The 23,502-nt window shown below is 63.9% G+C and carries 25 protein-coding genes; 13 read left to right on the top strand and 12 right to left on the bottom strand.

Annotated features, from left to right (window positions below; all coding sequences use genetic code 11):
* The first annotated feature begins 79 nt into the window (after nt 1-79).
* The gene (locus tag AAIH46_RS02385) at nt 80-961 is read left to right on the top strand and encodes an SDR family oxidoreductase (RefSeq protein WP_430303920.1); all 882 of its coding nucleotides are present in this window, start codon (nt 80-82) and stop codon (nt 959-961) included.
* Between the two features lie 86 nt (nt 962-1,047).
* Nucleotides 1,048-1,956: a bifunctional helix-turn-helix transcriptional regulator/GNAT family N-acetyltransferase gene (locus tag AAIH46_RS02390; RefSeq protein ID WP_430303921.1), complete on the top strand. Its 909-nt coding sequence runs from the start codon at nt 1,048-1,050 to the stop codon at nt 1,954-1,956.
* A gap of 9 nt (nt 1,957-1,965) precedes the next feature.
* Here AAIH46_RS02390 and AAIH46_RS02395 read toward each other — a convergent pair whose 3' ends face one another.
* On the bottom strand, nt 1,966-2,718 hold the full coding sequence (locus tag AAIH46_RS02395) for a pyridoxine 5'-phosphate synthase (protein ID WP_430303922.1): 753 nt from the start codon (nt 2,716-2,718) through the stop codon (nt 1,966-1,968).
* Between the two features lie 118 nt (nt 2,719-2,836).
* Entirely contained in the window at nt 2,837-3,961 is a 1,125-nt protein-coding gene (locus AAIH46_RS02400; RefSeq protein ID WP_430303923.1) for an ATP-dependent DNA helicase, read from the bottom strand.
* Between the two features lie 167 nt (nt 3,962-4,128).
* On the opposite strand from AAIH46_RS02400, the gene AAIH46_RS02405 reads away from it, so the two are divergent.
* From AAIH46_RS02405 to AAIH46_RS02415, 3 genes are read left to right on the top strand one after another with little or no spacing between them, the layout of a single operon-like run.
* On the top strand, nt 4,129-4,512 hold the full coding sequence (locus AAIH46_RS02405) for a COG4315 family predicted lipoprotein (RefSeq protein ID WP_430303924.1): 384 nt from the start codon (nt 4,129-4,131) through the stop codon (nt 4,510-4,512).
* Between the two features lie 60 nt (nt 4,513-4,572).
* Nucleotides 4,573-5,088: an RNA polymerase sigma factor gene (locus AAIH46_RS02410; protein WP_430303925.1), complete on the top strand. Its 516-nt coding sequence runs from the start codon at nt 4,573-4,575 to the stop codon at nt 5,086-5,088.
* A complete protein-coding gene (locus AAIH46_RS02415) occupies nt 5,085-5,858 on the top strand; it encodes an anti-sigma factor family protein (protein WP_430303926.1) in 774 nt (257 codons plus the stop codon). The genes AAIH46_RS02410 and AAIH46_RS02415 overlap by 4 nt, the downstream gene beginning before the upstream one ends.
* An 11-nt stretch (nt 5,859-5,869) precedes the next feature.
* On the opposite strand, the gene AAIH46_RS02420 is transcribed toward AAIH46_RS02415, so the two are convergent.
* From AAIH46_RS02420 to nthA, 3 genes are read right to left on the bottom strand one after another with little or no spacing between them, the layout of a single operon-like run.
* Nucleotides 5,870-6,244 (bottom strand): nitrile hydratase accessory protein, encoded by a 375-nt coding sequence (locus tag AAIH46_RS02420; RefSeq protein WP_430303928.1) that lies wholly within the window; start codon nt 6,242-6,244, stop codon nt 5,870-5,872.
* Nucleotides 6,231-6,890 (bottom strand): nitrile hydratase subunit beta, encoded by a 660-nt coding sequence (nthB, locus tag AAIH46_RS02425; RefSeq protein WP_430303929.1) that lies wholly within the window; start codon nt 6,888-6,890, stop codon nt 6,231-6,233. Before nthB ends, AAIH46_RS02420 begins: the two co-directional genes overlap by 14 nt.
* Entirely contained in the window at nt 6,887-7,534 is a 648-nt protein-coding gene (gene nthA / locus AAIH46_RS02430) for a nitrile hydratase subunit alpha (RefSeq protein ID WP_430303930.1), read from the bottom strand. The genes nthB and nthA overlap by 4 nt, the downstream gene beginning before the upstream one ends.
* Nucleotides 7,535-7,726: 192 nt before the next feature.
* Here nthA and AAIH46_RS02435 point away from each other — a divergent pair, with 192 nt between their 5' ends.
* The 5 genes from AAIH46_RS02435 to AAIH46_RS02455 all read left to right on the top strand — a co-directional run bounded on the left by AAIH46_RS02435 (nt 7,727) and on the right by AAIH46_RS02455 (nt 12,135).
* Nucleotides 7,727-8,791 (top strand): helix-turn-helix domain-containing protein, encoded by a 1,065-nt coding sequence (locus tag AAIH46_RS02435; RefSeq protein ID WP_430303931.1) that lies wholly within the window; start codon nt 7,727-7,729, stop codon nt 8,789-8,791.
* A 396-nt stretch (nt 8,792-9,187) separates the two neighbouring features.
* Nucleotides 9,188-9,796: a protein rhiA gene (locus tag AAIH46_RS02440; protein ID WP_430303932.1), complete on the top strand. Its 609-nt coding sequence runs from the start codon at nt 9,188-9,190 to the stop codon at nt 9,794-9,796.
* Nucleotides 9,797-9,862: 66 nt separating this feature from the next.
* Nucleotides 9,863-10,486: a hypothetical protein gene (locus AAIH46_RS02445; RefSeq protein ID WP_430303933.1), complete on the top strand. Its 624-nt coding sequence runs from the start codon at nt 9,863-9,865 to the stop codon at nt 10,484-10,486.
* A gap of 136 nt (nt 10,487-10,622) precedes the next feature.
* Nucleotides 10,623-11,156: a hypothetical protein gene (locus AAIH46_RS02450; protein WP_430303934.1), complete on the top strand. Its 534-nt coding sequence runs from the start codon at nt 10,623-10,625 to the stop codon at nt 11,154-11,156.
* 133 nt (nt 11,157-11,289) lie between these two features.
* Nucleotides 11,290-12,135, top strand: coding sequence for an aldo/keto reductase (locus AAIH46_RS02455; protein WP_430303935.1), 846 nt, complete (start codon nt 11,290-11,292; stop codon nt 12,133-12,135).
* Between the two features lie 92 nt (nt 12,136-12,227).
* Here AAIH46_RS02455 and ilvN read toward each other — a convergent pair whose 3' ends face one another.
* The 3 genes from ilvN to AAIH46_RS02470 all read right to left on the bottom strand — a co-directional run bounded on the left by ilvN (nt 12,228) and on the right by AAIH46_RS02470 (nt 14,819).
* Nucleotides 12,228-12,800 (bottom strand): acetolactate synthase small subunit, encoded by a 573-nt coding sequence (gene ilvN / locus AAIH46_RS02460; protein ID WP_430303936.1) that lies wholly within the window; start codon nt 12,798-12,800, stop codon nt 12,228-12,230.
* Between the two features lie 29 nt (nt 12,801-12,829).
* Nucleotides 12,830-12,952 carry a hypothetical protein gene (locus AAIH46_RS02465; RefSeq protein ID WP_430303937.1) on the bottom strand — a complete coding sequence of 41 codons (123 nt, stop codon included), beginning with the start codon at nt 12,950-12,952 and terminating at the stop codon, nt 12,830-12,832.
* An 88-nt stretch (nt 12,953-13,040) separates the two neighbouring features.
* Entirely contained in the window at nt 13,041-14,819 is a 1,779-nt protein-coding gene (locus tag AAIH46_RS02470; protein WP_430303938.1) for an acetolactate synthase 3 large subunit, read from the bottom strand.
* A gap of 375 nt (nt 14,820-15,194) precedes the next feature.
* Between AAIH46_RS02470 and AAIH46_RS02475 the strand changes: the two genes are divergently transcribed.
* On the top strand, nt 15,195-17,246 hold the full coding sequence (locus AAIH46_RS02475) for an ATP-binding protein (RefSeq protein ID WP_430303939.1): 2,052 nt from the start codon (nt 15,195-15,197) through the stop codon (nt 17,244-17,246).
* A 10-nt stretch (nt 17,247-17,256) separates the two neighbouring features.
* Here AAIH46_RS02475 and miaA read toward each other — a convergent pair whose 3' ends face one another.
* Complete coding sequence (gene miaA, locus AAIH46_RS02480; protein ID WP_430303940.1) at nt 17,257-18,165, bottom strand: tRNA (adenosine(37)-N6)-dimethylallyltransferase MiaA; 909 nt, start codon at nt 18,163-18,165, stop codon at nt 17,257-17,259.
* On the opposite strand from miaA, the gene serB reads away from it, so the two are divergent.
* Together serB and AAIH46_RS02490 are read left to right on the top strand one after the other, a co-directional pair.
* Complete coding sequence (serB, locus tag AAIH46_RS02485) at nt 18,164-19,054, top strand: phosphoserine phosphatase SerB (protein ID WP_430303941.1); 891 nt, start codon at nt 18,164-18,166, stop codon at nt 19,052-19,054. The two genes, miaA and serB, sit on opposite strands and share 2 nt — an antisense overlap.
* A complete protein-coding gene (locus AAIH46_RS02490; RefSeq protein WP_430303942.1) occupies nt 19,051-19,638 on the top strand; it encodes a GNAT family N-acetyltransferase in 588 nt (195 codons plus the stop codon). Before serB ends, AAIH46_RS02490 begins: the two co-directional genes overlap by 4 nt.
* 18 nt (nt 19,639-19,656) lie before the next feature.
* Here the strand turns inward: AAIH46_RS02490 and AAIH46_RS02495 are convergent, their stop codons facing one another.
* The 3 genes from AAIH46_RS02495 to hflK all read right to left on the bottom strand — a co-directional run bounded on the left by AAIH46_RS02495 (nt 19,657) and on the right by hflK (nt 23,486).
* The gene (locus AAIH46_RS02495; RefSeq protein WP_430303944.1) at nt 19,657-21,213 is read right to left on the bottom strand and encodes a Do family serine endopeptidase; all 1,557 of its coding nucleotides are present in this window, start codon (nt 21,211-21,213) and stop codon (nt 19,657-19,659) included.
* Between the two features lie 159 nt (nt 21,214-21,372).
* Complete coding sequence (gene hflC / locus AAIH46_RS02500; RefSeq protein WP_430303946.1) at nt 21,373-22,365, bottom strand: protease modulator HflC; 993 nt, start codon at nt 22,363-22,365, stop codon at nt 21,373-21,375.
* On the bottom strand, nt 22,362-23,486 hold the full coding sequence (gene hflK, locus AAIH46_RS02505) for an FtsH protease activity modulator HflK (RefSeq protein ID WP_430303947.1): 1,125 nt from the start codon (nt 23,484-23,486) through the stop codon (nt 22,362-22,364). Before hflK ends, hflC begins: the two co-directional genes overlap by 4 nt.
* Nucleotides 23,487-23,502 lie beyond the last annotated feature (16 nt).

The following is a 23,502-nucleotide window of genomic DNA, read 5'->3' on the forward strand; positions in this document are numbered from 1 at the left end:
CAATTCCTATCCTAGTGCTGCTCTCATTTTGAGACCACCCTTCCGGCTGCCGGGCAGCCATATCAGGAGAGACGACAAGATGACCAAGATTCTGGTGACCGGGGCCTCCGGCAAACTCGGCAGCGCGGTGCTGGCCCACCTGCTCGACGACGGGAAGATTGCCCCGTCGGACATTGTTGCCGCCTCGCGCGATCCGGCAAAGCTAGCTGAGTGGACCGCCCGAGGCATCGAGACGAGGCGCGCCGACTTCGACGATGTCGAGAGCCTCGCCGCGGCGTTCGCCGGAATCGACCGGCTGCTGCTGATCTCGACCGACGAACTTGCCCGCCCCGGCAAGCGTCTGCAGCAGCACCAGGCAGCAGTCTCCGCAGCAGCCGCCGCCGGCGTCCGCCATCTTCTCTACACGTCGATGCCGAACCCGGACGGCTCGCTGGTCAGCTTTGCGCCGGATCATCTGGGGACCGAGCAGGCGATCAAGGCTTCCGGCCTCGCCTACACGATCATCCGGAATTCCTGGTACATCGACAACTACCTGATGGGCATGCCGCACAACCTGCAGGCCGGCGTCTGGTATACCGGCATGGGCGGTGGCCGTGTCAGCAATATTTCCCGCGACGACTGCGCCAGGGCGGCAGCGGCGGCGCTTGCCGCACCGCCTGAAGGCAACACGACGCTCACGCTCACCGGATCCGAAACGCTGGGTGCCGACGAGATCGGCGCAGCCGTCTCAAGCGCTGCCGGAAAGCCGTTGAAGGTTGTGCGCGTCTCCGATGAGGATCTCGCCGCCGGCGTCAAGGGTGCCGGCATGCCAGACTTCGTCGTCGATCTCGTGGTTTCCACCGATGCCAACATTCGCGCCGGGAATTTTGATCTAGTGACGAGCGACTTCGAGATGTTGACGGGCAGGAAGCCGCAATCGGTTGTCGAGTACTTCAACGCGCACCGCGCTGAACTCGGCTGAACGAGCCGGACCGCACGACCCGACGTCACTTGAAAACTTGACTCAGTCAACTATCGGCGGGATGCTCCTTCTGGAGGATCCTGCCGATGAACGACGCCATAGACGCCATTCGCCGCTTTAAACGCTTCTACACCACCCGCCTCGGCATCCTGTCGCGCGGCTATCTGCAATCGGAGTACACGCTGACCGAAGGCCGGGTGCTTTATGAGGTCGGCGCCCAGCCGGGCATCGCCGCTGCCGATCTCATCCGCGGCCTGATGATCGATGCTGCCTACCTCAGCCGCATCCTGAAGAAGTTTCGCCTTGCCGACCTCATGCTGGCGGAGCGGACGGAAACTGACCGGCGGATCCAGTCGCTGCGGCTGACCGCGGCCGGGGAACGCGAATGGCAAAGGCTCGTCGAACTGTCTCGACAGCAGATCGCCGGGACGATTGCTGGACTGGACGAAGCGTCAACGGCACTGCTCGTCCAGGCACTGCGGATCGTCGAGCAGCGACTGGACGCGACCGAAAACCAGATCGCAACACTGCGCCAGCCGCGGCCGGGCGACATCGGCTGGGTCGTCGAATCGCAGGCTCGCTTCTATGCCGAGACCTACGGCTTTGACGCAACGTTCGAGGGGCTTGTCGCCGAGGTGGCCGGCCGGTTTCTCAGCGGCTTCGATGCTGCGCGCGAACGGGCATGGATCGGCGAACGGTCCGGCCAGCGGATTGGCTCGATCTTCATCGCCAATGGCGGTAACGATATCGCAAAGCTGCGCCTCCTCTACGTCGACGCTGCCGCACGTGGGACCGGCCTCGGCAAGCGGCTGGTGGCGGAAGCCGTCGATTTCGCGCGGCAGGCCGGCTACCGGCAGATCTCGCTATGGACCTACGACCGCCTTGATGCTGCCCGCGGCCTCTACATCAAGGCCGGCTTCCGTCTGGCCGCCGAAGAACCCCAGACAGCGTTCGGCCAGGCCATCAACGGCCAGACATTCACGCTCGATCTCTGAACCCTGGCGTCAGACCTGCTCGCCGCAGGCGCGCCGGAAACGTCGCACCGTTTCGGCCATGCCGAATTCCAGCGCATCGGCCGTCAGCCCGTGGCCGATCGACACCTCGGCCAGATGCGGCAGGCGCCGGGCAAGCGCCGGCAGGTTGGCGACGGTCAGATCATGCCCGGCATTGACGCCGAGGCCTTCCGCATGCGCGGCATCGGCAGTTCGCCCGAGCAGGTCAAGCATGACCTTTGCCTTCTCCGGCGCGTCATAGCAGCCGCCATAGGGACCGGTGTAGAGTTCGATGCGGTCAGCACCCGTCGCCTTGGCAAGCTTCACGGCCTCGCCATCCCCGTCGCCATCGGCGAACAGCGAGACTCGCATGCCGCCAGCCTTCAGGCGCGCAACGATCGGCTTCAGCATGTCGCCCTGCGCACGGAAGTCGAAGCCGTGATCCGATGTCGCCTGCGACGGATCGTCGGGAACCAGCGTCACCTGCTCGGGCTCGGTCTTCTCGCACAGTTGCAGGAAGTCCTCGCTCGGATAGCCTTCGATGTTGAACTCGGCACTCGGAAATTCGTCATCGATCAGCGCCCGCAGCACCGGCAGGTCGGAAAATCGGATGTGCCGCTGGTCCGGGCGCGGATGAACCGTCAGGCCATGGGCGCCGGCCTTGAGCGCGATCCGACCGAGATCCGCAACGCTTGGCCAGGGAAGATCCCGCCGGTTGCGGAGCATGGCGACGGCATTCAGATTGACGGAAAGCTTGGCGGGCATTGCTGATTTCCTAGAGGACGCTGCAGGATGTTTACTGCATGCGGCCGCCTCTCGGCAACGCCGCAGGCCGGCAGCGGCGACCAAAATTCTCCGGCGCCGCGACGGGGCCCGGACGACATCAACGAACGATGGTGATGGTCTCGGCGGCCCGGGTGATTGCTGTGTAGAGCCAGCGCTCGCGGGTGTCGCGAAACGCCCAGCTCTCGTCGAACAGCACGACGTTGTTCCACTGCGAGCCCTGCGACTTGTGCACCGTCAGCGCATAGCCGAAATCGAACTCGTCATAGCGCTTGCGGGTCGTCCAGGGGATCTCGCCCTCTTCCTCGAACGCCTGCTTGAGCAGCTTGATCTTGGACGCACCGCGGTTCATGTCGTCGTCTTCCGGGCGGATCATCAGGTTGATGCCCGGCTTCACCGTCTCCCGCGACGAACTCATCACCTGCCACAGCGAGCCGTTGAGCAGCCCCTTGGTCGGGTCGTTGCGGAGGCACACGAGCTTGTCGCCCGACTGTGGGTAAGGCTGATTGAAACCCTTCAGCTCGCGCAGCCGCTGATTATAGCGACGCCGGGTCTTGTTGGTGCCCACCAGCACCTGGTCCGCCTCCAGCACCAGCGTCTGGTTGACGTCGTTGCGGGAGATCACCTGCGCGGTGCCGTAGTCGCCGTGCATGATCTCCTTGCCCTCGCGAACCTGCATGGCAAGCTGGATGATCGGATTGTCGCGCGCCTGGCGGTGGATGTCGGTGAGCAGGTAGTCCGGCTCCTGCTCGGTGAAGAAGCCGCCGCCGGATACCGGAGGTAGCTGTCCCGGATCGCCGAGCACCAGGATCGGCCTGCCGAAACTCATCAGATCGCGGCCGAGCTGCTCGTCGACCATCGAGCATTCGTCGATGATGATCAGCGCCGCCTTGGCAAGCGGGCTCTGGCGGTTGATCGAGAACATCGGCGACACGGAAGTCTTGCCGGTTTCCTCGTTCTCCACGGCTTCCTCGCCGCGCGGCCGGTAGATCAGCGAATGGATGGTCTTTGCATTGGAGGCTCCCCGCGAGCGTAGCACCTGCGCCGCCTTGCCGGTGAATGCAGCGAACAGAACCTCACCGTCGACATTCTCGGCAAAATGTTTGGCAAGCGTCGTCTTGCCGGTACCGGCATAGCCGAACAATCGGAACACTTGGCTGCGACCGTCCTTCAGCCATTTCGAAACGGCCTTCAGGGCCTCGTCCTGTTGTGGAGCAAACTGCATCGTCCCTCTTCGCAGGATTCGTGCGGCATGCGCAACCGGAAAGAACGAAAGAGGATCAAATGCGCGGCTCGTGAAGAAATACGCGAGCCAACGGAATAAAACGCTGCCCCTCGGTGTCTCATAGCTGCCGGGCACTCGCCCGCTTCACGAACCTGGGAGGACCATCCATGACTTCGCTCCGCATGATCGCAACGGCCGCCGCGCTCGCCGTCTCTGCAACCATCGCACTGGCCGCCGGCGCACCGGTCAAGACCATCGATACCGCGAAGGGCAAGGCGCTCGCCGGCGAGACCGGAATGACGCTCTACACCTTCAAGAAGGACAGCATGGGCATGTCCAATTGCGACGGCCCCTGCGCTGTAAACTGGCCGCCGCTGATGGCCGCCGCAGGCGCCAAGGATGAAGGCGGCTTCACCGTCATCACCCGCAAGGACGGCTCCAAGCAATGGGCTAAGGGCGGCATGCCGCTCTACTACTGGATCAAGGACACCAAGGCCGGTGACATTACCGGCGACGGCGTCAACGGCACCTGGGAACTGGCCAAGCCCTGAGCCTTCACCGACGCGGATCAGGCGGTGTCAATCCCGACTGATCCGCTCTAGGGTTTGCCGATGAACCACCCGGACGACCAGAGCTTCGAGGGACAGGTCCTCGCCCTGCTGCCGGCGCTCCGCCGCTATGCGCGCAGCCTTGCCCGGTCGGATACGGAGGGGGAAGACCTGTTGCAGGACAGTCTCGAGGCGGCCCTCAAACAACGTCGTCAGTGGCGCGGCCTCAATCTACGTGGCTGGCTGCTGTCGATCGTGACGAACCATTACCGCAACGGCGTCCGCACCCGCAGCCGTCATCCGAGCGTCGACCTGGCCGAGGCCGCGCACGTTGCGACGCAGGATCCGGTATCGGATCCCCTGCAGCGGAAGAGGCTGCTCGCCGCGCTCGACAACCTGCCGGCAGAGCAGCGTGCCGTCCTGATGCTGGTGGTCGTCGAAGGCTGTTCCTACGCCGAGGCCGCCGGGCTGCTCGACCTGCCGATCGGCACCGTGATGTCGCGCCTGGCGCGGGCACGCCAGAAGGTCGGCGATTACATGAAGGCGGAAAACATCGTTCCGCTGAGGAGACCGACATGATTTCAGAGACCGAGCGGCCGAGCGAGGAAGAGTTGCACGCCTTTGCCGACGGGCTGCTCGACGCAGGGCGGCAGAGTGAAGTTCGCCAATGGCTGGAGAGCAGTCCGCAGGATGCCGCGCGTATCGCAGAGTGGCAGGCGCAGAGCCTGGCGATCCGTGCTGCGTTTTCCGGCTACGCCCGGTCGACCGCCGAGGATGGAGAGCTGCTTCGTCATCGCCCGGCGCTGGGTACCGGATGGCGCAACCTCGCAGCAGGCCTTGCGCTCTTCGTCGCCGGTGCCGCAGCCGGCCATTACCTGCCGACAGTCGCGAGCCATGATCCCCAGCTCCTGGTGCAGGAGACGGAACTGCCGGACGAGGCGCGTGCCGCCTATCTGATCTATGCGAGCGAGGTTCGCCATCCCGTCGAGGTCGCGGCCGCCGAGGAGGCGCATCTCGCCACCTGGCTCGGCAAGCGCCTGTCGCATGCCAACCTGAAAGTCCCGAACCTGTCGGCCCTCGGGTTTCACCTGGTCGGCGGCAGGCTGGTACCTGTGGAGGGCCAGGCCGGTGCGCTTTTCATGTATGAGGACGACAAGGGCAAGCGGCTGACGCTGCTGGTCGGGCGAAACGCCGACGATCGACAGACGAGCTTTCGCTTTGCCGGCAGTGGCAAGGTCGACACCTTCTACTGGATCGACAACGGCTTCGGCTACGCGATCACCGGCGAGGTTCCGCGTGACGTGCTGCGGCAGGTCGCCGAGGAAACCTACCGTCAGCTGCCCGCCTGAAGATCAGGCGATCACCGGCGTCCAGGATCGTTGGCAAGCGCGATCGGCTGGCCGTGTGGCGTCGCTTCGGCAGCCCGCTGCCAACTCCTCTGCAAGGCGAGAACCATGTCGGTATCGGCTACACCCTTGGCCTCCAGCAGGCGCGTCAGCGCCGCCACCCATGCGTCGAAATAGTCTGACCCATCCGCCGCGCGCTCCGGCCGGTGCACCTCTTCCGACAGATGCTGCGCCCACTCGCTCCACTCGAACACCTGCCGCTCGTGCAGGTGCACGGTCATGGCAAAGGCCTGCGCCTGCCACGGTTCGGCAAACACCGGATCTCCTTCGTCCGATCGCGGGAGGCCGGGCGACTGAAGCAGGTTCGAAGGCACGTTACACCGGCTCAAGATAGCTCTCCCAGGCATCAATCGAGACGCTGAGCATCGGATCACTTCCCTCGCCCCAGATCTCCGGTCCGTCAAAGACGACGGTGTAGACCCATTGCGGGTTTTCGCCCGCACCATGGGCATTGTCGTCCGGATAGACGAAGGAGCCCTGGATCGCCTCGATCCGGCCGAGCTTGTCGCGCGCGTAGCGCGGCAGCCGCGTATGCGTGACTGGATTGAAATTCTTCGTGCGCACGTCCTGGCCGACCACGAAGCGCGGCGGCTCGTCGACCGGCCGATCGCAAGGTCCACCTTTGGCCAGAACGCCCCCCACCAGGTCCGCCGTCAGCACCCGCTTCGGCGTCGCCGGCTCGGCAAGCTTGCGGCCCGTGGCGAGTTCGGCCATCGACACGAAGCCATGCCGCTCGAGAAGAACCTCCAGCGCACGGATCCAGATCTCGTAATAGCTGGCGGAAAGATAGGTGGCCGGCGGAATGCTTTCGCGGGCATGCCGGCTTTCGTCGATGGTCCAGGCGCCGAAGGCTCCGCAGGAGAGCGTGATGCCCAGCGCCCGTTTTTCCCAGTCCGCGTGAAAATACGGTTCATCGGGCTCAGGAGAGACCGCTCCGAAACCCATCTGGCCGCCGAGATCGTGCGGACCGTTCATCGAGCCCCCTCCGGTGCAAGTGCAAGCCCCGTCCCGATCATCGAGTCACGCGTCACGAGCTTCGCCAGCTGGTCTTCGTTCCAGTATTCGGTGTTCGCCGGCCTTTGCGGCACCACGAGATATCGCAGTTCGGCGGTCGAGTCCCACACCCTAACCCTGGTGTCGCCGGCAAGGGTCACGCCGAACTCGGCAAGCACCCCGCGCGGATCGATGACGGCCTTGGCACGGTAGGCCGGCGCCTTGTACCACACAGGCGGCAGGCCGAGCACCGCCCAAGGATAGCAGGAGCACAGGGTGCAGACGACGATGTTGTGGGTCTCCGGCGTGTTGAAGACCGCCCGCATGTGCTCGCCCTGGCGCCCGGTAAAGCCAAGTCTGGCAATCGCAGCCGTCGCATCCGCTCTCAGCCACGCAGCAAAGTCCGGCTCGCACCACGCCTTCGCCACCACCCGCGCGCCGTTGCGCGGACCGACTTTCGTTTCATAGGTTTCGACGATCGCATCGAGCGCTGCCGGATCGATCAGGCCCTTCTCCGTCAGCAGCGTTTCCAGCGCCCGAACGCGCGCCTGCATGTCGGTGTAGCTGTTGTCGTGGTGATGATCGTGCTCGTGGTGATGGTGGTCGTGGTGTTCGCTGTCGGTCATCGGGGAACCTCTGTCTTGCACCCGAAGACAGCATTCCGCGAAACCTGGGTCAAGTACTGCAGCGCCTTCCCGGCGCCTTGATCTGTCGCGGAGAGGGCTGGTCGTGGCAACCCAAGGCGTTTGCAAATCCCATCTATACAACCTGAGATAATGTGATTATATTCCTGCTCGCGTAAGTGGTTGAGGACATCCGTGCAAGCGAGCGAGCCGATCAGCGACGTTTTCGCGGATCCAACCGATCCGGTAGAACGGGTCGAGTTTTCCGCTGACGGCACCGATCCAGCCGGCGACTGGCGGCGGTTGTTTTCGTCTCTGCTCGACTGGCAGCCGGCGAGATCTCCGTCCACCGGTCGCCCCTTCTACGGCAAGCTGACGGTCTATCACCTGGGCTTCTTCCTTGCCTGTCACGTTGAAAGTAGCGGCGGGCGGCTATCGCGGACGCCGCTCACAGTCACACGCGACGACCACGACCACTTCATCGTCACGATTGTCGTCGGCGGCCAGATCCGTTTTGCTGATCCCAATGCCCGGCGCATGCGACCGGGCGACGTATCCATCCTCGATCTTCGCACGCCGATGACTTGCGTCTTCTCGCCTGGCGAGACGATCCACCTGATCATCCCGCGTCTGTTTCTGCCGCTTGCGGTGGCGCCGCCGGATCCCGTTGCCTTCCGGGTCCTGCGCCCGCACCGGGTTGCCTCGCGGTTTCTGGAGGACTTGGCGCGGATGCTCGTTCAGATGGCGTCCTATGCGGAGCGCGGCGAAGCCATGGCGCTGGCCTCTGTTCTGAAGACGCCGATCACCTTCTGCTTCGAAGGCCCCGACGCGAGCCCATCGACGGCCACCGTTTCCCGTCATGCCCCAGACCTCCGGCGCTTCATCGAAGACAATCTCGATCGCATCGACCTCAATCCGGCATTCCTGCTCAAGCGGTTCGCGCTCTCCCGCACGCAGATGTTCCGCCAGTTCCAGGCAAGTGGTGGTGTCGAGACCTACATTCGTCGACGTCGTCTGCGGCGCTCGCTGGTGGCGCTTGCCGACCCGGCCACCGCTCACCGGCAGATCGGCGAAATCGCCTACGACAATGGATTTCCCGACGAGACCCACTTCAGCCGGCTGTTCAAGCAAGCCTACGGAACGACGCCGCGCGCCTACCGCAGGCAGGCCCGGCAGGGCAGCCTGGACATTCCCGCAGGCGTCGCAGGTGAGCCCGCCCAACGCCTCGTCGAGTGGCTGACACAGCTCAAGGGTCTCTGAGGCTCTGCTCCGAAACCCATCTGTCACAATCGGAAATCGGGACGCTGATGCTGATTGTCGGGACGCACGTCCCACGACGCCTGCACCGTGCGCGGCTATCGTCAGGTCATTCCAGCAGGCGTTTCCGCCATTCAGACGGGCCGCAGCTGCTGCTGCAAGACCAGCCGGGCGCTGTCACGCGGCTCCGGCACCAGAGACCACACACGATCCGAATATCGCCGACGCAAAGCGGCCTCCCGCCGCTGCGGCCCGCGAACCTGTGCCCGCCCGTACCGTCGGGCGGCAACCAATCCGCTCCCCGGCGCCCGCCCGCCCGGCAAGAGACGGATGAGCCGGCGCCGCCCCCAGGGCGTCGGCTCCCTTTTCCGGGGACAAACGCCAAGGAAAGGCAGATCCATGACCACCTACTCGCTCACCTGCATCAACGATTCCCAGCTTTCCGGCAGCTTCGCCGTGTTTCAGAAGGCGCCGCCGACGACGACGCCCGGCAATGTCTTCTCGCTTGCCTGGTTCGCCCGCCCGACCGCTCCCAACAGCCGCGTCACCTTCACCTGGGGGCTCGACTACAGCTTCATCTGGTCGGAGACCGGCGTCCTGCGGCCCGGCATCAACTTCTCCGCGTCTCAGGTGGTTCCGGCTGATCCGAACGGCCTCAACCTGATCCAGCTGAAGAAGGATCAGTACGGCGCGACGACCTTCGCCGGCCCGACATCCGGCGGCTCGCTCGGCTCGCTCACCGTCAAGCAGCTGTCGAACGTCCAGCCGAACGCCACCTCGGTCGGCATCGGCATGGCCGGCTCCGGCACCTTCGTCGTCCAGGCCCAGCCGAACATGACGGCCGTCTTCACCCCGCATCCGAACTACTGGGTGATCTTCGGCAACTTCGAGACCGGCGACGTCATCGACATCGAGGATGTCACCACGGCCGTCGAGGTCACCTACGGCGGTGCCCAGACCAGCCGCACCGCGGTCCTCAATCTCGAAAACATGATCGCTGTGTCCTGACGCATGTGGGCGGCCGTGCCGACGACGGCCGCCCACCCAACCGATGCTCATCCAAGGAGGCCGGCAATGTCGGATTACCAACTGACCTGCACCAACCACTCTCGCATGCACGGCTGCTTCGTGCTGTTTGGCGTTCCGCCCCGCATCGACGCGTCGCCGCATATCGTCAGCCTCGCCTGGCACGTCAGACCCGCAGCACCGGGAACGAGCGTCACCTTCGCCTGGTCGGACACGCTGAGCTTCGTATGGGGCGAACGACACCTCATCGGCCGGCGCCGTCGTTTTCGTCCGTCGGAAGAAGTGATCGGCGACTTCGACCGCGACAATGCGATCGATATCGACCGCGACGATTACGGTGCGCCCGCCTTCGCCAACCTGCGCACCGACGGAACGCGGGGTGCGCTGACCATCCGTCAGCTGAACGCTCGCTTCGAGCACATGATCTACCACGGGGTCGCCCTGGGCGGAGCGCCGCTGCTGATTTCCCGGTTCCACGCCAATGTGACGACAGACTTCATTGTCGAGCCGGGACGCATCTTTGTGCACTTCGGCGATCAATGCACTGGCGAGGCAATCGAACCGGACAATCTCGGGATCAGCCAGCTCGTCGAATTCAGTCCCAGCCGACCCAGCCGGTCCGTGATCCTCGGCCCGGACAACATCATCAGGCCGAGCGACCGCGACGACTGAGCGCCGGTCTCGTCAGCAACAAGATCGATGCGGGCCGGCCAGACCATGGTCGGCCAGATGAACTCCGGCAGGGCGGATGCCGGCGTGACCGCACAGACGTGCGGAAAATGCAGCCCTCAAACCTCGGAGAACAGACATGACAATTTCCGTAAACATCCTCAGCCGGCTCGCGAAAGCGGCCCTCGCAGCAGGCCTCATGACCATCTCGCTGGTTGCCGCCGGTCCCGCCTCGGCTGAACTCATCTACAGAGGTCTCCTGACCGACAATCAGGGCGCTCTGGACATGCGCACGAACCGGTTCGCGTTCAACTTGACGCTGTCGTTCAACAAGACCCTCAACTCCATCTTCAACGCGCCGCAGAACTTCCAGTGCGCCCTGCAGATGGACACGGTGAATGCCTTGCCGAATATCGGCAGCACATCGCCGATCCGCAACTTCTCGAGCTTCGAGGCGCAGTTCGACCAGGCACCGCCCAATCCTCCGGCTGGACATGTCAGCGTCACGGTGGCAGCTCCCTTCATCTTCGGCAATCCCGCAGAGACCTTCGCCAATGAGTTGAAGTCGGAGGCGATGAACAATCCGGAAACCTTCGCCGAAACCTACATTGTCGGCGTTCCCAACCGCGAGTCCGACGAGGACTGCAGGCTGCGCGCCAAGCATTTCAACTGATCAAAGCTTTGATCAGTTATCGGAACTCTGAAATGCGATGCTACCGCTCCCGGGCGGTAGCATCGTCAGTGCCACGGCTTGAAGCATGGCTCTCCGCCCTTATGTCCAGGGACATACATCTTGGGAGAACGTCATGCACGCAGATATGCCCTACGCCAGCCTGCCATCCGGAGAGGAGATCCCGGCGCTCGGCATCGGCACCTGGAAGATGGGAGAGGTTGCGGACGAGCGTCCGAACGAGATCGCGGCCATTCGGGCTGCAGTAGACAAGGGCATGACCTTGGTCGACACGGCTGAGATGTACGGCGAGGGTGCAGCCGAGAAACTGGTCGGCGAGGCGATCCGCGGGCGCCGCGACGATGTCTTCCTCGTCAGCAAGGTCTATCCGTGGAATGCCAGCCAGAAGGGTGTGATAGCTGCCTGCGAGCAAAGCCTGAAGCGACTGGGCACCGATCGCCTCGACCTCTATCTGCTTCACTGGCGCGGCGAGCATCCACTGTCGGAAACGGTCGCCGGCCTTGAGGCTTTGAAATCCGCAGGAAAGATCCGCCACTGGGGCGTCTCGAACTTCGACGTTGAGGACATGGAGGAACTGATGAATGTTCCGGGCGGCGGGAACTGCGCTGCCAACCAAGTGCTTTACAACCTGTCTCGGCGCGGCATCGAGTATGACCTGCTGCCCTGGTGCCAGGAGCGGCGCATCGCCGTGATGGCCTATTCCCCCATCGAACAGGGCCGGCTGCTGCGCCATCCGGAACTGATCCGAATCGCCAAGACCAATCAGGCGACGCCGGCGCAGGTCGCGCTGGCCTTCGTTCTCGAGCGAGACAATGTCGTGGCCATTCCCAAGACGGGCCGGGTCGCGCGCGTCGAGGAGAACATCGGCGCGCTTGAACTCGACATCAGCGATTCGGACTGGGCTGCCCTGGACGCCGCATTTCCGCCGCCGCAACGCAAGCAGCCCCTCGAAATGCTTTGATCCTATGCTTGAAGCAGCGGAATCGATTTCCCAGCCAAGGCAGCCAAGTCTTTGCCGGGATTCGATTGTGCCGCTTCAGGCAACAGTGATAGTCACATCCCCTGGGCGCCGCGGTTCATCGCGGCGATGCCGGTGCGGCAGACTTCGATCAGGCCGAGCGGCTTCATGATCGCCACGAACTGGTCGATCTTCGACGACTTGCCCGTGATTTCGAAAATGAAATGCGTCACGGTCGCATCCACGACCTTGGCATGAAAGGCGTCGGCCAGCCGCAGCGTTTCGGCGCGCCCCTCGCCGGTGCCGGTGACCTTGACCAGCGCCACCTCGCGCTCGATCGGCCGTTCCTGGCCGAGCTGGTTGGCCCGCACCGTCAGGTCGACGACCCGATGGACCGGAATGATGCGGTCCAGCTGCGCCTTGATCTGCTCCAGCACACCGGGTGTGGCGGTGGTGACGATGGTAATCCGCGACAGATGCGACTCGTGCTCCGTCTCGGATACCGTCAGGCTCTCGATGTTGTAGCCGCGCCCCGAGAACAGCCCGATGACCCGCGCAAGCACGCCGGGCTCGTTGGTCACCAGGACCGAGAGCGTATGGCGCTCTTCCTTGGCCGTTTCCGGTGTGATGAAGTAGGCAGAGCCGGTCGGCTGAAGATGTGCGTTCATCGTGTGTCCGTTTCCTCGGATGTCTTGGTTCAGGAAGCCAGCGTAATGCTGGCTGAGTTCACATGCTGGTTGGCGAGGCTTATCCGGTCGAAGGTGACCAAGGTTTCGTGTTGTTCCATCAGGCACACATGCATCGCATCGGCGAAATCCATGCCCCGTGCGAGCGCCTCGATCGCCCGGGGAAATTCGCTCCGACTGGATTATGCTAACGCTCTGCGTGCTCGCGTCCCTCTCCTGCGATCAAACCAGCTGTCGGCCCTTGGCGTCGATGGCGGTCGCGACCACTTCGTCCGTCGCCTCGTCGGGAAGCAGCATCTCGTTATGCGCCTTGCCGGACGGGATCATCGGGAAGCAGTTGGCAAGGTTTGCGACGCGGCAGTCGAAGATCACCGGACGCTTGACCGCCACCATCTCTTCCAGCTTCTCGTCGAGCTCGCGCGGATCGTCGCAGTACATGCCGACCGCCCCATAGGCTTCCGCCAGCTTGACGAAGTCCGGCATTGCTTCCGTATAGGAATTCGACAGCCGGTTGCCGTGCAACAGCTGCTGCCACTGGCGGACCATCCCCATGTACTGGTTGTTGAGGATGAAGATCTTGACCGGCAGATTGTGCTGGATGGCGCAGGACATTTCCTGGATGCACATCTGGATGGATGCATCGCCGGCAATGTCGATGACCAGCGCATCCGGATGCGCCACCTGCACGCCGATGGCCGCCGGCAGGCCGTAGCCCATCGTGCCGAGGCCGCCGGAGGTCATCCAGTGGTTCGGCTCCTCGAAACCGAAGAACTGCGCCGCCCACATCTGGTGCTGGCCGACCTCGGTGGTGATGAAGGTCTCGCGGCCCTTGGACGCCTCGTAGAGCCGCTGGATGGCGTATTGCGGCATGATGACGTCCGACGAGTTCTTGTAGGCGAACGAGTTGCGGCCCCGCCAGCTTTTGACGCTCTGCCACCATTCGGCAGTCTGGTCTTTTGCCGGCTTCTGCGGCAGCGCCCGCCACAACCGGACCATGTCTTCCAGCACCCGGCCGACATCCCCGAGGATCGGGATGTCGACATGGACGTTCTTGTTGATCGACGACGGATCGATGTCGATGTGGATTTTTCGCGAGTTGGGAGAAAAGGCGTTCAGGCGGCCGGTGATGCGGTCGTCGAAGCGCGCCCCGATGCAGACCATGACGTCACAGTCGTGCATCGCCATGTTGGCTTCGTAGGATCCGTGCATGCCGAGCATGCCGAGCCAGTTCGGGCCGGAGGCCGGATACGAGCCGAGCCCCATCAACGTCGATGTGATCGGGAAGTTGGTGAGTTCGACCAGTTCGCGCAGCAGCTTGGATGCTTCCGGACCGGAGTTGATGACGCCGCCGCCCGTATAGAAGACCGGACGCTTCGCCGAGGCCATCAGCTCGACCGCGGCGCGCACGGCATTGAGATCGCCTTCGATCTTCGGCTTGTAGCTCTTCTGCACGACATGGTCGGCCTTCGCCGTATAGGTGCCCGTGGCGAACTGGATGTCTTTCGGGATATCGACGACGACCGGGCCGGGACGTCCCGTCTGGGCGATCCGGAACGCCTCGTGGATGGTCGAAGCCAGCTCGTTGACGTCCTTGACCAGCCAGTTGTGCTTGGTGCACGGCCGGGTGATGCCGACCGTATCGCATTCCTGGAAGGCGTCGGAACCGATCAGCGTTGTCGGAACCTGGCCGGTCAGGCAGACGAGCGGGATCGAATCCATCAGCGCGTCCTGCAGCGGCGTCACGGCGTTGGTGGCGCCCGGGCCGGACGTGACCAGCATGACACCGACCTTGCCGGTCGAACGTGCGTAGCCTTCTGCAGCGTGACCGGCACCCTGCTCATGACGGACGAGGATGTGCTTGATATCGTCCTGCTGGAAGATCTCGTCATAGATCGGCAGGACGGCGCCGCCGGGATAACCGAAGAGATGCTCTACGCCATTATCCTTCAGAGCCTTCAGAACGATTTCCGCCCCAGTCATCCGATTGTCTGTACCCGTCATGTCGCAATTCCGTCTGCTGCTGTTTGAAACGAGGCCGAGGCCTGGTTGAAGGCATAAAAAAAGGCCCCTGGAGGAGCCTTGGTTTGCGCATGGGTGGCTATCGCCGGACGGTTACTCCGTCCTGCCCATGCGCCGTCCCACCACGATAAGTGCGTTCGATCTGTTCATGGGCCGAACAGTTAGTCATAAAATTTCCGTTCGTCAATGCAATTGCGCAATAAAACGCCAGAGGCCGCTTTCGCTCGGCCGGAGCTCGGGAGAAGCCCGTCGAAGCGGAAAGATCTTGTTAAGCGCACGCCTCTATGGTCGCCGTTTGAGCGGGCGCGTGACCGTTGGGTGAAATGCCTGGCTGAGCCCGAGTACAGGGGCCGTCTCTTGCGTAACCACGAGCTTCAGCACTCGATTTCGGCTGGCGAACAGGATCGGCGCGACGGCTTTCATCCCCGCAACCGGCTGCTTGGCCGCGTGGTGGCCTGCAGCGGCTCGCGCGCGACGATCGCGGCCGTCGCCGAACGCGGCACCACGGATCTCACCGAACTCTGGTCCGTCGGACGGCTGATCTCGATCAGCGTCGGCAACAACCGCGTTGTCGCCCTCACCTGCTCCATGTCCACCGGCTCGCAGGACTGGACGGAAGCCGCCGACAACGAATTTCACATCGAGGTCGAACTGCTTGGCGAGGTTCGCGTCGGCGAAGACGGCCGCGAAGAGTTTTCCGGCGGCATCACCAGCTATCCCTATCTCGGCGCCATCGCCCACCGCATCCGCTCCGCCGACCTCATCCGCATCTATGATACCGGCAAGGCCGATACCTGCGTCATCGGCAGGCTGACGCAGGACGAGACGATCGATGCCGCGATCCATATCCCGTCCATGCTGTCCAAGCACTTCGCCATTGTCGGCTCCACCGGCGTCGGCAAGTCGACGGCCGTATCGCTGCTGCTTCACAAGGCGATCGAGGTGGATCCGAAACTGCGGGTGCTAATCCTCGATCCGCACAACGAATTCGCTGCCGCCTTCCCCAACAAGGCAGTCGTCATCGACACCGACACGCTGGATCTTCCCTTCTGGCTGATGCGCCTCGACGAATTCGCCGAAGTCATCTTCCGTGGTCGCCAGCCGGTCCCCGAAGAGCTGGACATCCTTCGCGACGTCATTCCGGAAGCCAAGCGCGCCTTCCGCGGCGGCGACAGTTCGCTGATGCGCCGCAGCACGGAAAAAAGCTCGGTGACGGCCGATACGCCGGTGCCCTACCGGATGGCGGACCTGCTGGCATTGATCGACGAGCGGATCGGGCGGCTCGAGGGCCGCGCCGAAAAGCCGGCGCTGCGGGCGCTGAAGGTACGCCTGACGGCCGCCATCAACGATCCGCGCTACCACTTCATGTTCTCCAACAACACGATCAACGACACGATCATGGAGACCATCGCCCATATCTTCCGCATTCCGGGCGGCGACCGCCCGATCTCGACCTTCCAGCTCGCCGGCATTCCCTCGGAAGTCGTCAATTCCGTCGCCTCGATCCTCTGCCGCATGTCGTTCGAACTGGCGCTGTGGAGCGATGGCGCGATCCACATGCTGGTAGTTTGCGAGGAAGCGCACCGCTATGTTCCCGCCGATCGTGAGCTGGGCTTCTTCCCGACCCGCCAGGCGATCGCCCGCATCGCCAAGGAAGGCCGCAAATACGGCGTGTCGCTCGGCGTCATCACCCAGCGGCCCGGCGAACTCGACCAGACCATCCTGTCGCAGTGCTCGACCGTGTTTGCGATGCGGCTTGCCAACGACCGGGACCAGGAGATCATCCGCTCGGCCATCCCGAATTCCTCTCTTTCGACGACCAGCTTCCTGTCGTCGATCGGCAATGGCGAGGCGATCGCATTCGGCGAAGCGATCGCCGTTCCGATGCGCATGAACTTTGCCCGCGTCGAAAAGAACATGTTGCCCAAGGCCAACGGGGTTTCCGACAAGGGCTCCGAAGTAACGCCGGACAACGTCGATCTGCGCGCCGTTGTCGCACGCATGCGTGCGGTATCCGGACCGGACATCGCGAGCTTCCAGCGCAGCATGGCCGCCAGCAACCATCGCGACGTGAGCGGCTCCGAAACAGATGCCGGTGATGCCGAGGTGGCGCGCTGGGAGCAAGAACTGCGCGGTGAGACGCTCGCTACAGCCCCTCCGACGCTTCAGCCGGAGCTCGAGCCTTACCGCCCGGACATGCTTCCCGGCACACGGCTTGACGCGGCCGCTGCAGCCGAAACACGGGTTATCCGCCGCGAGCCGCCGCGAGACAGTGCCGCATCCTCGCCGTTCCGCCCCTTTGGTGTCGATGATACTGCGGGGACAAGGAGTACGCTCGTGCGCCGCGAGGGATCGCTGCGCGAAAGCCTGCTGCGCAAGCCGCTGAGCAGCCTCTACGACAAGGACTGAGGCGAAACCGTCAGTTGCCGCCAAATGGATCGAGACGCACCCAGCTGTCGTCCATCTGATTGCGGAACCATGTCATCTGTCGCTTGGCATACTGCCGGGTCAGCGCCGAGCCGCGCTCGATCACCGTTTTCCGCTCCATATTCCCAGTCAGCATGGCACCGATCTCGGCGACGCCGATCGCCCGCAGTACCGGCGCAGCCGGGGGCAGATCGAGCTGCCGCAATGCCGTCACCTCCGCGATGGCTCCGCCGTCCAGCATCAGGCCAAAACGCCGATTGATCCGCTCGTGCAGGAGCCGGCGATCCGGCAACACGATGATCTTTTCGGCCCGCTGCGGATCGATCAGCATCGGACCCTTATGCTCCTGGAGTTCGCCGATCGATCGGCCGCTCGCCTCCATCACTTCGAGCGCGCGCACGATGCGCTGTCCATCGCTCGGCCGAAGTCGCCGGGCCATCACCGGGTCCACCTCCGCAAGCGCCGCGTGCAGCGGCTCAGCCCCCTCGGCGACCAACCGGCTGCGCCACCGGTCGCGGATGTCGGCGGGAATGGCCGGCATCTCCGAGAGCCCGCCTGTCAGCGCCTTGAAGTAGAGACCCGTGCCGCCGACGAAGACGGGCAGACGTCCCTCTTGGCGAAGGACCGGCAACAGCTGCTCGACGTCCCTCAGCCAGTCACCGGTGGAATAGGCGTTTCGCGCAGGCACATGTCCGTAGAGCCTGTGGTCGATGCCACCCATCTCCTCCTCTGAAGGCCTTGCGGTCAGCACCCGCAGCGTATCATAGACCTGCATGCTGTCGGCGTTGATCACCACGCCGCGATGCTTGCGCGCCAGTTGCATGGCGAGCGCCGACTTGCCGCTGGCCGTCGGCCCGGTTATCAGGATGGCCTCGCAATCGTCCCGAAGGTTTGTCATCATGGCTCTCGTTGCCACGCTCATTGCCCATCCGTCAAACCCCGTCCTCGATGCAAAGCTTGGAGAACAGGCCGCAGACGCGGTGGATTCCGCCGGTCTCTATTGGCTGGCCGATGGCATCGCCTGCGACATCGCCCTGCGCAACGAGGCGGACATGGCGGCGTCCTACGCGGCATTGCGCGCGGCAATCGGCGGCAAACCGGTCGACGTGGTGGTCCAGGACGTCGAGACACGCCGCAAGAAGCTGCTGATCGCCGATATGGACTCGACCATGATCGGCCAGGAATGCATCGACGAACTGGCGGATGTCGTCGGGCTGAAGGATCAGGTATCGGCGATCACCGCCCGGGCGATGAACGGCGAGATCGCCTTTGAGCCGGCGCTGCGGGAGCGCGTCGCTCTCCTGAAGGGGCTGCCTGTCGGCGTCGTCGATGACGTCATCGCCAAACGCATCACGCTGACCTCGGGCGGTCTGGAACTGATTGCCACGATGCGCGCCAAGGGCTTTCACACCGCGCTGGTATCGGGCGGCTTTACGGTCTTCACCGGTCCCATCGGCCAGATGCTCGGCTTCCATGAGAACCGTGCCAACGTGCTGCTTGAGGAAGACGGCATCCTCACCGGCACCGTAGCCGAGCCTATCCTCGGCAAGCAGGCGAAGGTCGACGCACTGCAGGAAATCGCAGCCCGGCTCGGGATCTCGCCCGACGACGCGATGGCCGTCGGCGATGGCGCAAACGACCTTGGCATGCTGGATCTCGCCGGCGCCGGTGTCGCGCTGCACGCAAAGCCTGCCGTCGCCGCCCAGGCGAGAATTCGCATCGACCACGCGGATCTGACCGCCCTTCTCTACATCCAGGGATACCGCAAGACCGATTTCGTGACGCCGTGAGCGGCGCGACAGAACCGCGCATCATCCTTGAGACCGAGCGGCTGCTGCTGCGCAGCTGGCTCGAGCAGGACCGCGACCTGTTTCGCGAAATCAACGCCGACCCGAAGGTGATGGAATTCTTCCCTTTCCGTCGCAATCACGCCGAATCGGACCTGCTCTTCGAACGGGTGAACGCGATGATCCTTGAAGAAGGGCTTGGCTTTTACGCCGTCGAGTTGAAGGAGACGCAGGAGGCTGTCGGCTTCTGCGGTCTGGCGCCGGCCAACATGCCGGGCATCTTCCCACCGGAAATGATCGAGATCGGCTGGCGCCTCGCCACCCGCTTCTGGGGCCATGGCTATGTCACAGAGGCCGCCGCAGCCCTGCTCGATCATGCCTTCCGGGTTCGCGGGCTGCGCAGCGTCGTATCGTTCGCGGTTGCCTCCAACCATCGTTCGACCGCCGTCATGCAGCGGATCGGAATGAAGGCCTTTCCGAATCTCGATTTCGATCATCCGCGGGTGCCTGACAGCCACCCGCACCTGAAGCGCCACGTCACCTATGTGAAGATCAACCCCGCCGAGCTGGAAAGGCACCCCGGCTGAACCGGAGTGCCTTCTCAACTATTCCAGCGGCAGCGCGACGAAGCGCAGTTCGCCGTTGGCGCCGGCGACCATCATGTGGGCGTTGCGACGGCCCTCGCCCTTCAACGCCTCGAAGCGGGCGGTAACATCGCTCGGGGAGGCCATGAAGTCCTGTGCGACCTCGACGATCACCTCGCCGGCCTTCAGGCCCTTTTCCGCGGCGGGCGAGCCGGGCGCAACAGCGGTGATCACCACGCCCTCGACGCTTTCGGCGATCTTGAAGGCCTTGTGCTGTTCATCGTCCAGCACCGCGATCGTCATGCCGAACGCCTCGACCGGACCCTCGGCGGCATCTTGTCCCTTGTCTGCATCGGCGTCCGGCGTCTGCTGTTCGCCTTCGGCAAGCGCCGGATCAGACGGATCGCCGGCATCGGCGCTGTCTTCCAGCCGACCGAGCGTCACCTTGACGGTCTGCTGCTTTCCGTCGCGCATGAGGACAACATCGACTTCGCGGCCGACGGTGCTCTCGGCGACCGCGAGCGGCAGGTCGCGCATCTCCTTCACCGGCTTGCCGTCGAAGGTCAGGATGACGTCGCCGGCCTTCACCACGCCGTTGTCGACCGGTCCGCCCTTGATGACGCCGGACACCAGCGCACCCCGGGCACTCTCGAGACCGAGGCTTTCCGCCACGTCGTCGGTCACAGGCTGGATACGCACGCCGAGCCAGCCGCGCCGCGTTTCGCCGAAATCGATCAGCTGCTGCACGACGTTCTGCGCCAGTTCCGTCGGCACCGCGAAACCGATGCCGATCGAACCGCCGCTCGGCGAGATGATCGCCGTGTTGATGCCGATCACGTCGCCATACATGTTGAACAGCGGACCGCCGGAATTGCCCTTGTTGATTGCCGCGTCCGTCTGGATGAAATTGTCGTAGGGGCCGGCATTGATGTTGCGGCCACGCGCCGAGATGATGCCAACGGTGACCGATCCGCCGAGGCCGAATGGATTGCCGATGGCCATCACCCAGTCGCCGATGCGCATCTGTTTGGAATCGCCAAACTTGACCGCCTTCAGAGGCGCCTTCGGCTCGACCTTCAACACCGAAAGGTCGGTCTTGGTGTCGGTGCCGACGAGCTTCGCCTTCAGCTTGTTGCCGTTCGGGAAGATCACCTCGATGTCGTCGGCGCCTTCAATGACGTGGTTGTTGGTGACCACGTAGCCGGATGGATCGATGACGAAGCCGGAGCCCAGCGAATTGACCTTGCGGTTCCCCTGCTGATTGCCCTGCCCGTCGAAGAAATCGTCGAAGAACTCCTGGAACGGCGAGCCATCCGGAACCACCGGCTGCGGGCCGTTACCACCTGATTTGACGCTTTGCGAGGTGGAAATGTTGACGACCGCGTCGAGCAGCCCCTCGGCGAGGTCGGCGACGGATGCCGGACCCGCGCCGTTCTGTCTTGCCGGTGCCGGAGTAGCAGTCGCAGCCGCCGGTGCCGTCGTCTGCGACAGAGCGGGAGCGCCCGATCCGCCGATCAAGGTCAGCGCCATCACGGTCGCCAGGGAATGCCGCAAGGACAATCGAAGGGAGTTCACCATCAGGCATCCTCGGTTGAAATATCGCCACCTGACGCCAAGCATACGGCGGAATGAAGACAGGGGAAGTGACCTTTTCGCGAGCCCCCAGGAGATTGCATGAGCAGGAGCTTAGAAGAGCGAAGGGCGGCTCGTGGCCGCCCTTCGCAGATCGATTTAGGTTCAGGGGCGCGCCGGAGCCGCGCCGTTTTCCGGCGCGACCGGCTGACCTGCCGGCGGTGTCGCCGGCTGTCCCGCCGGAGCCGCTGGCGGCGGCAGTTCCGGCCCGCTTCCAGAGCGCTGGCTCTGGTTGAAGTAGCGGAAGAACTGCGAGTCCGGCGACAGCACCATCGTCGTACCCTTGTCGGCAAGCGCACCCACATAGGCCCGCATCGAGCGATAGAACTCGAAGAAGCCAGGATCGCGCGAGAAGGCCTCGCCGAAGATGCGGTTGCGCTGAGCATCGCCCTCACCGCGCAGGATTTCCGAATCGCGCTGCGCTTCCGAAACCAGTTCGACGACCTGACGATCGGCGATGGCCCGGCGGCGCTGGCCCTGCTCGTTACCCCGTGCACGGATCAGTTCGGCTTCCGCGAGACGCTCGGCCTTCATCCGCTGGTAGGTCTGCTGCGAGACCTCGCGGGTCAGGTCGGTCCGGCGGATACGCACGTCCCGGACGTCGAGACCGAGAGATTCGGCTGCCGCCTGCAGGTCGGTGCGGACTTCCTGCATCATCGCCGAACGTTCGGCAGACAGTGCAGCGCCAAAATTGCGCAGGCCGTAGACCCGGCGCAGTGCGGCGTCGAGACGGGTGCGCAGGCGCGATTCCGCCGATTCGCGATCGCCGGAGACGGTTTCACGAAAACGACGGGGATCGGCGATGCGGTAGACCACGAAGGCGTCCACTTCGTAGAAAGCGCCGCCGCGGACCTGGACGCGAATGTTGTCGAGGTCGAAGCGCAATGCGCGGTCTTCGATGTACTGGACGCGGTCGGCATCCATGAAGCCGAACGGCAGCTTCATGTAGATGCCCGGCTCCGATTTGACGGACTGGATCTCACCGAAGCGGACGACGACAGCCTGCTCGCGCTCGTTGACGATGAACACAGACGAGTAGACGAGGAACAGGATGAGGGCGAGGCCGATGATGACGGCTGGGAGACGGTTGGAACTCACGGGTTTGCCCCCCGCACGGCAGTGCCGCTCGTCGCATTGTTCTGCCGGATCATCTCGTTCAGCGGCAGGTACGGGATCGCGCCCTGCTTTTCATCCAGGATGATGGTGTTGGAGTTCTTCAGGACCTGCTCCATGGTTTCGATAAAGATACGCTCGCGGGTCACGTCCGGCGCCGTCGAATAGGCGTCGTAGATCGACACGAAACGCTGCGCCTCACCGGTGGCTTCGTTGACGACACGATCCTTGTAGGCGGACGCCTCTTCCCGGACCTGTGCCGCTTGGCCTCGGGCCTGGCCGAGCTTCTGGTTGGCGTACTGGTTGGCTTCCTCGACGAAGCGGTCCTCGTCCTGCTCGGCACGCTGGACTTCTTCGAAGGCATCGGCCACTTCGCGCGGCGGAGCCGCATCCTCGATCGGCACGGCATTGATGGAGATGCCGGAGCCATAAGTGTCCATCGTCCCCTGGATGATGTCACGCACCTCGTTGGAGACCTGCTCGCGGCCATCACGGAAAATGTCCTGTGCCGGACGACGTCCGACCACTTCGCGCATGGCGCTCTCGGAGACCTGCTGCAGGGTTGCTGCCGGGGTTTCGAGGTTGAACAGATACGCTTCCGGATCGCTGACGGTAAACAGCACCGAGAACTGCACGTTGACGATGTTCTGGTCGCCCGAAAGCATCAGGCCCTCGGCGGAATTGGCGTTGCCGCGTCCGCCGATATTCTGCTGCTGCTCGGTAACCTTGACGATCTCGACCGTCTCAAAGGGCCAGAAGTGGTAGTGCAGGCCTGGCGCCGCAATCTCTTCCTTCGGCTTGCCGAAGCGCAGCTCGACGCCGCGCTCGTCCGGCTGGACAGTGTAGACGGACTGGAACGCGACGAACGCCGCGATGACCAGCAGGACGATGACGAAGGCGCCGCCGTTGAAGCCGCCCGGAACGATGCTGCGAAGCCTGTCCTGGCTGCGGCGGATGATGTCTTCAAGGTCCGGGGGGCCACCATTGCCGCCGCCGCCGTTGCCGCCTCCGCCCCGCGGACGGTTAGGGCCTTGGCCCCATGGCCCTTGATTATTGCCGCCGCCGCCCCCCCAGGGGCCGCCGCCATTCTGATTGCTCCAGGGCATCAAAACCTCTTTGTTC

It is taken from the genome of Rhizobium sp. 0TCS1.26, assembly GCF_050455525.1.
Taxonomy (GTDB): Bacteria; Pseudomonadota; Alphaproteobacteria; order Rhizobiales; family Rhizobiaceae; genus Neorhizobium.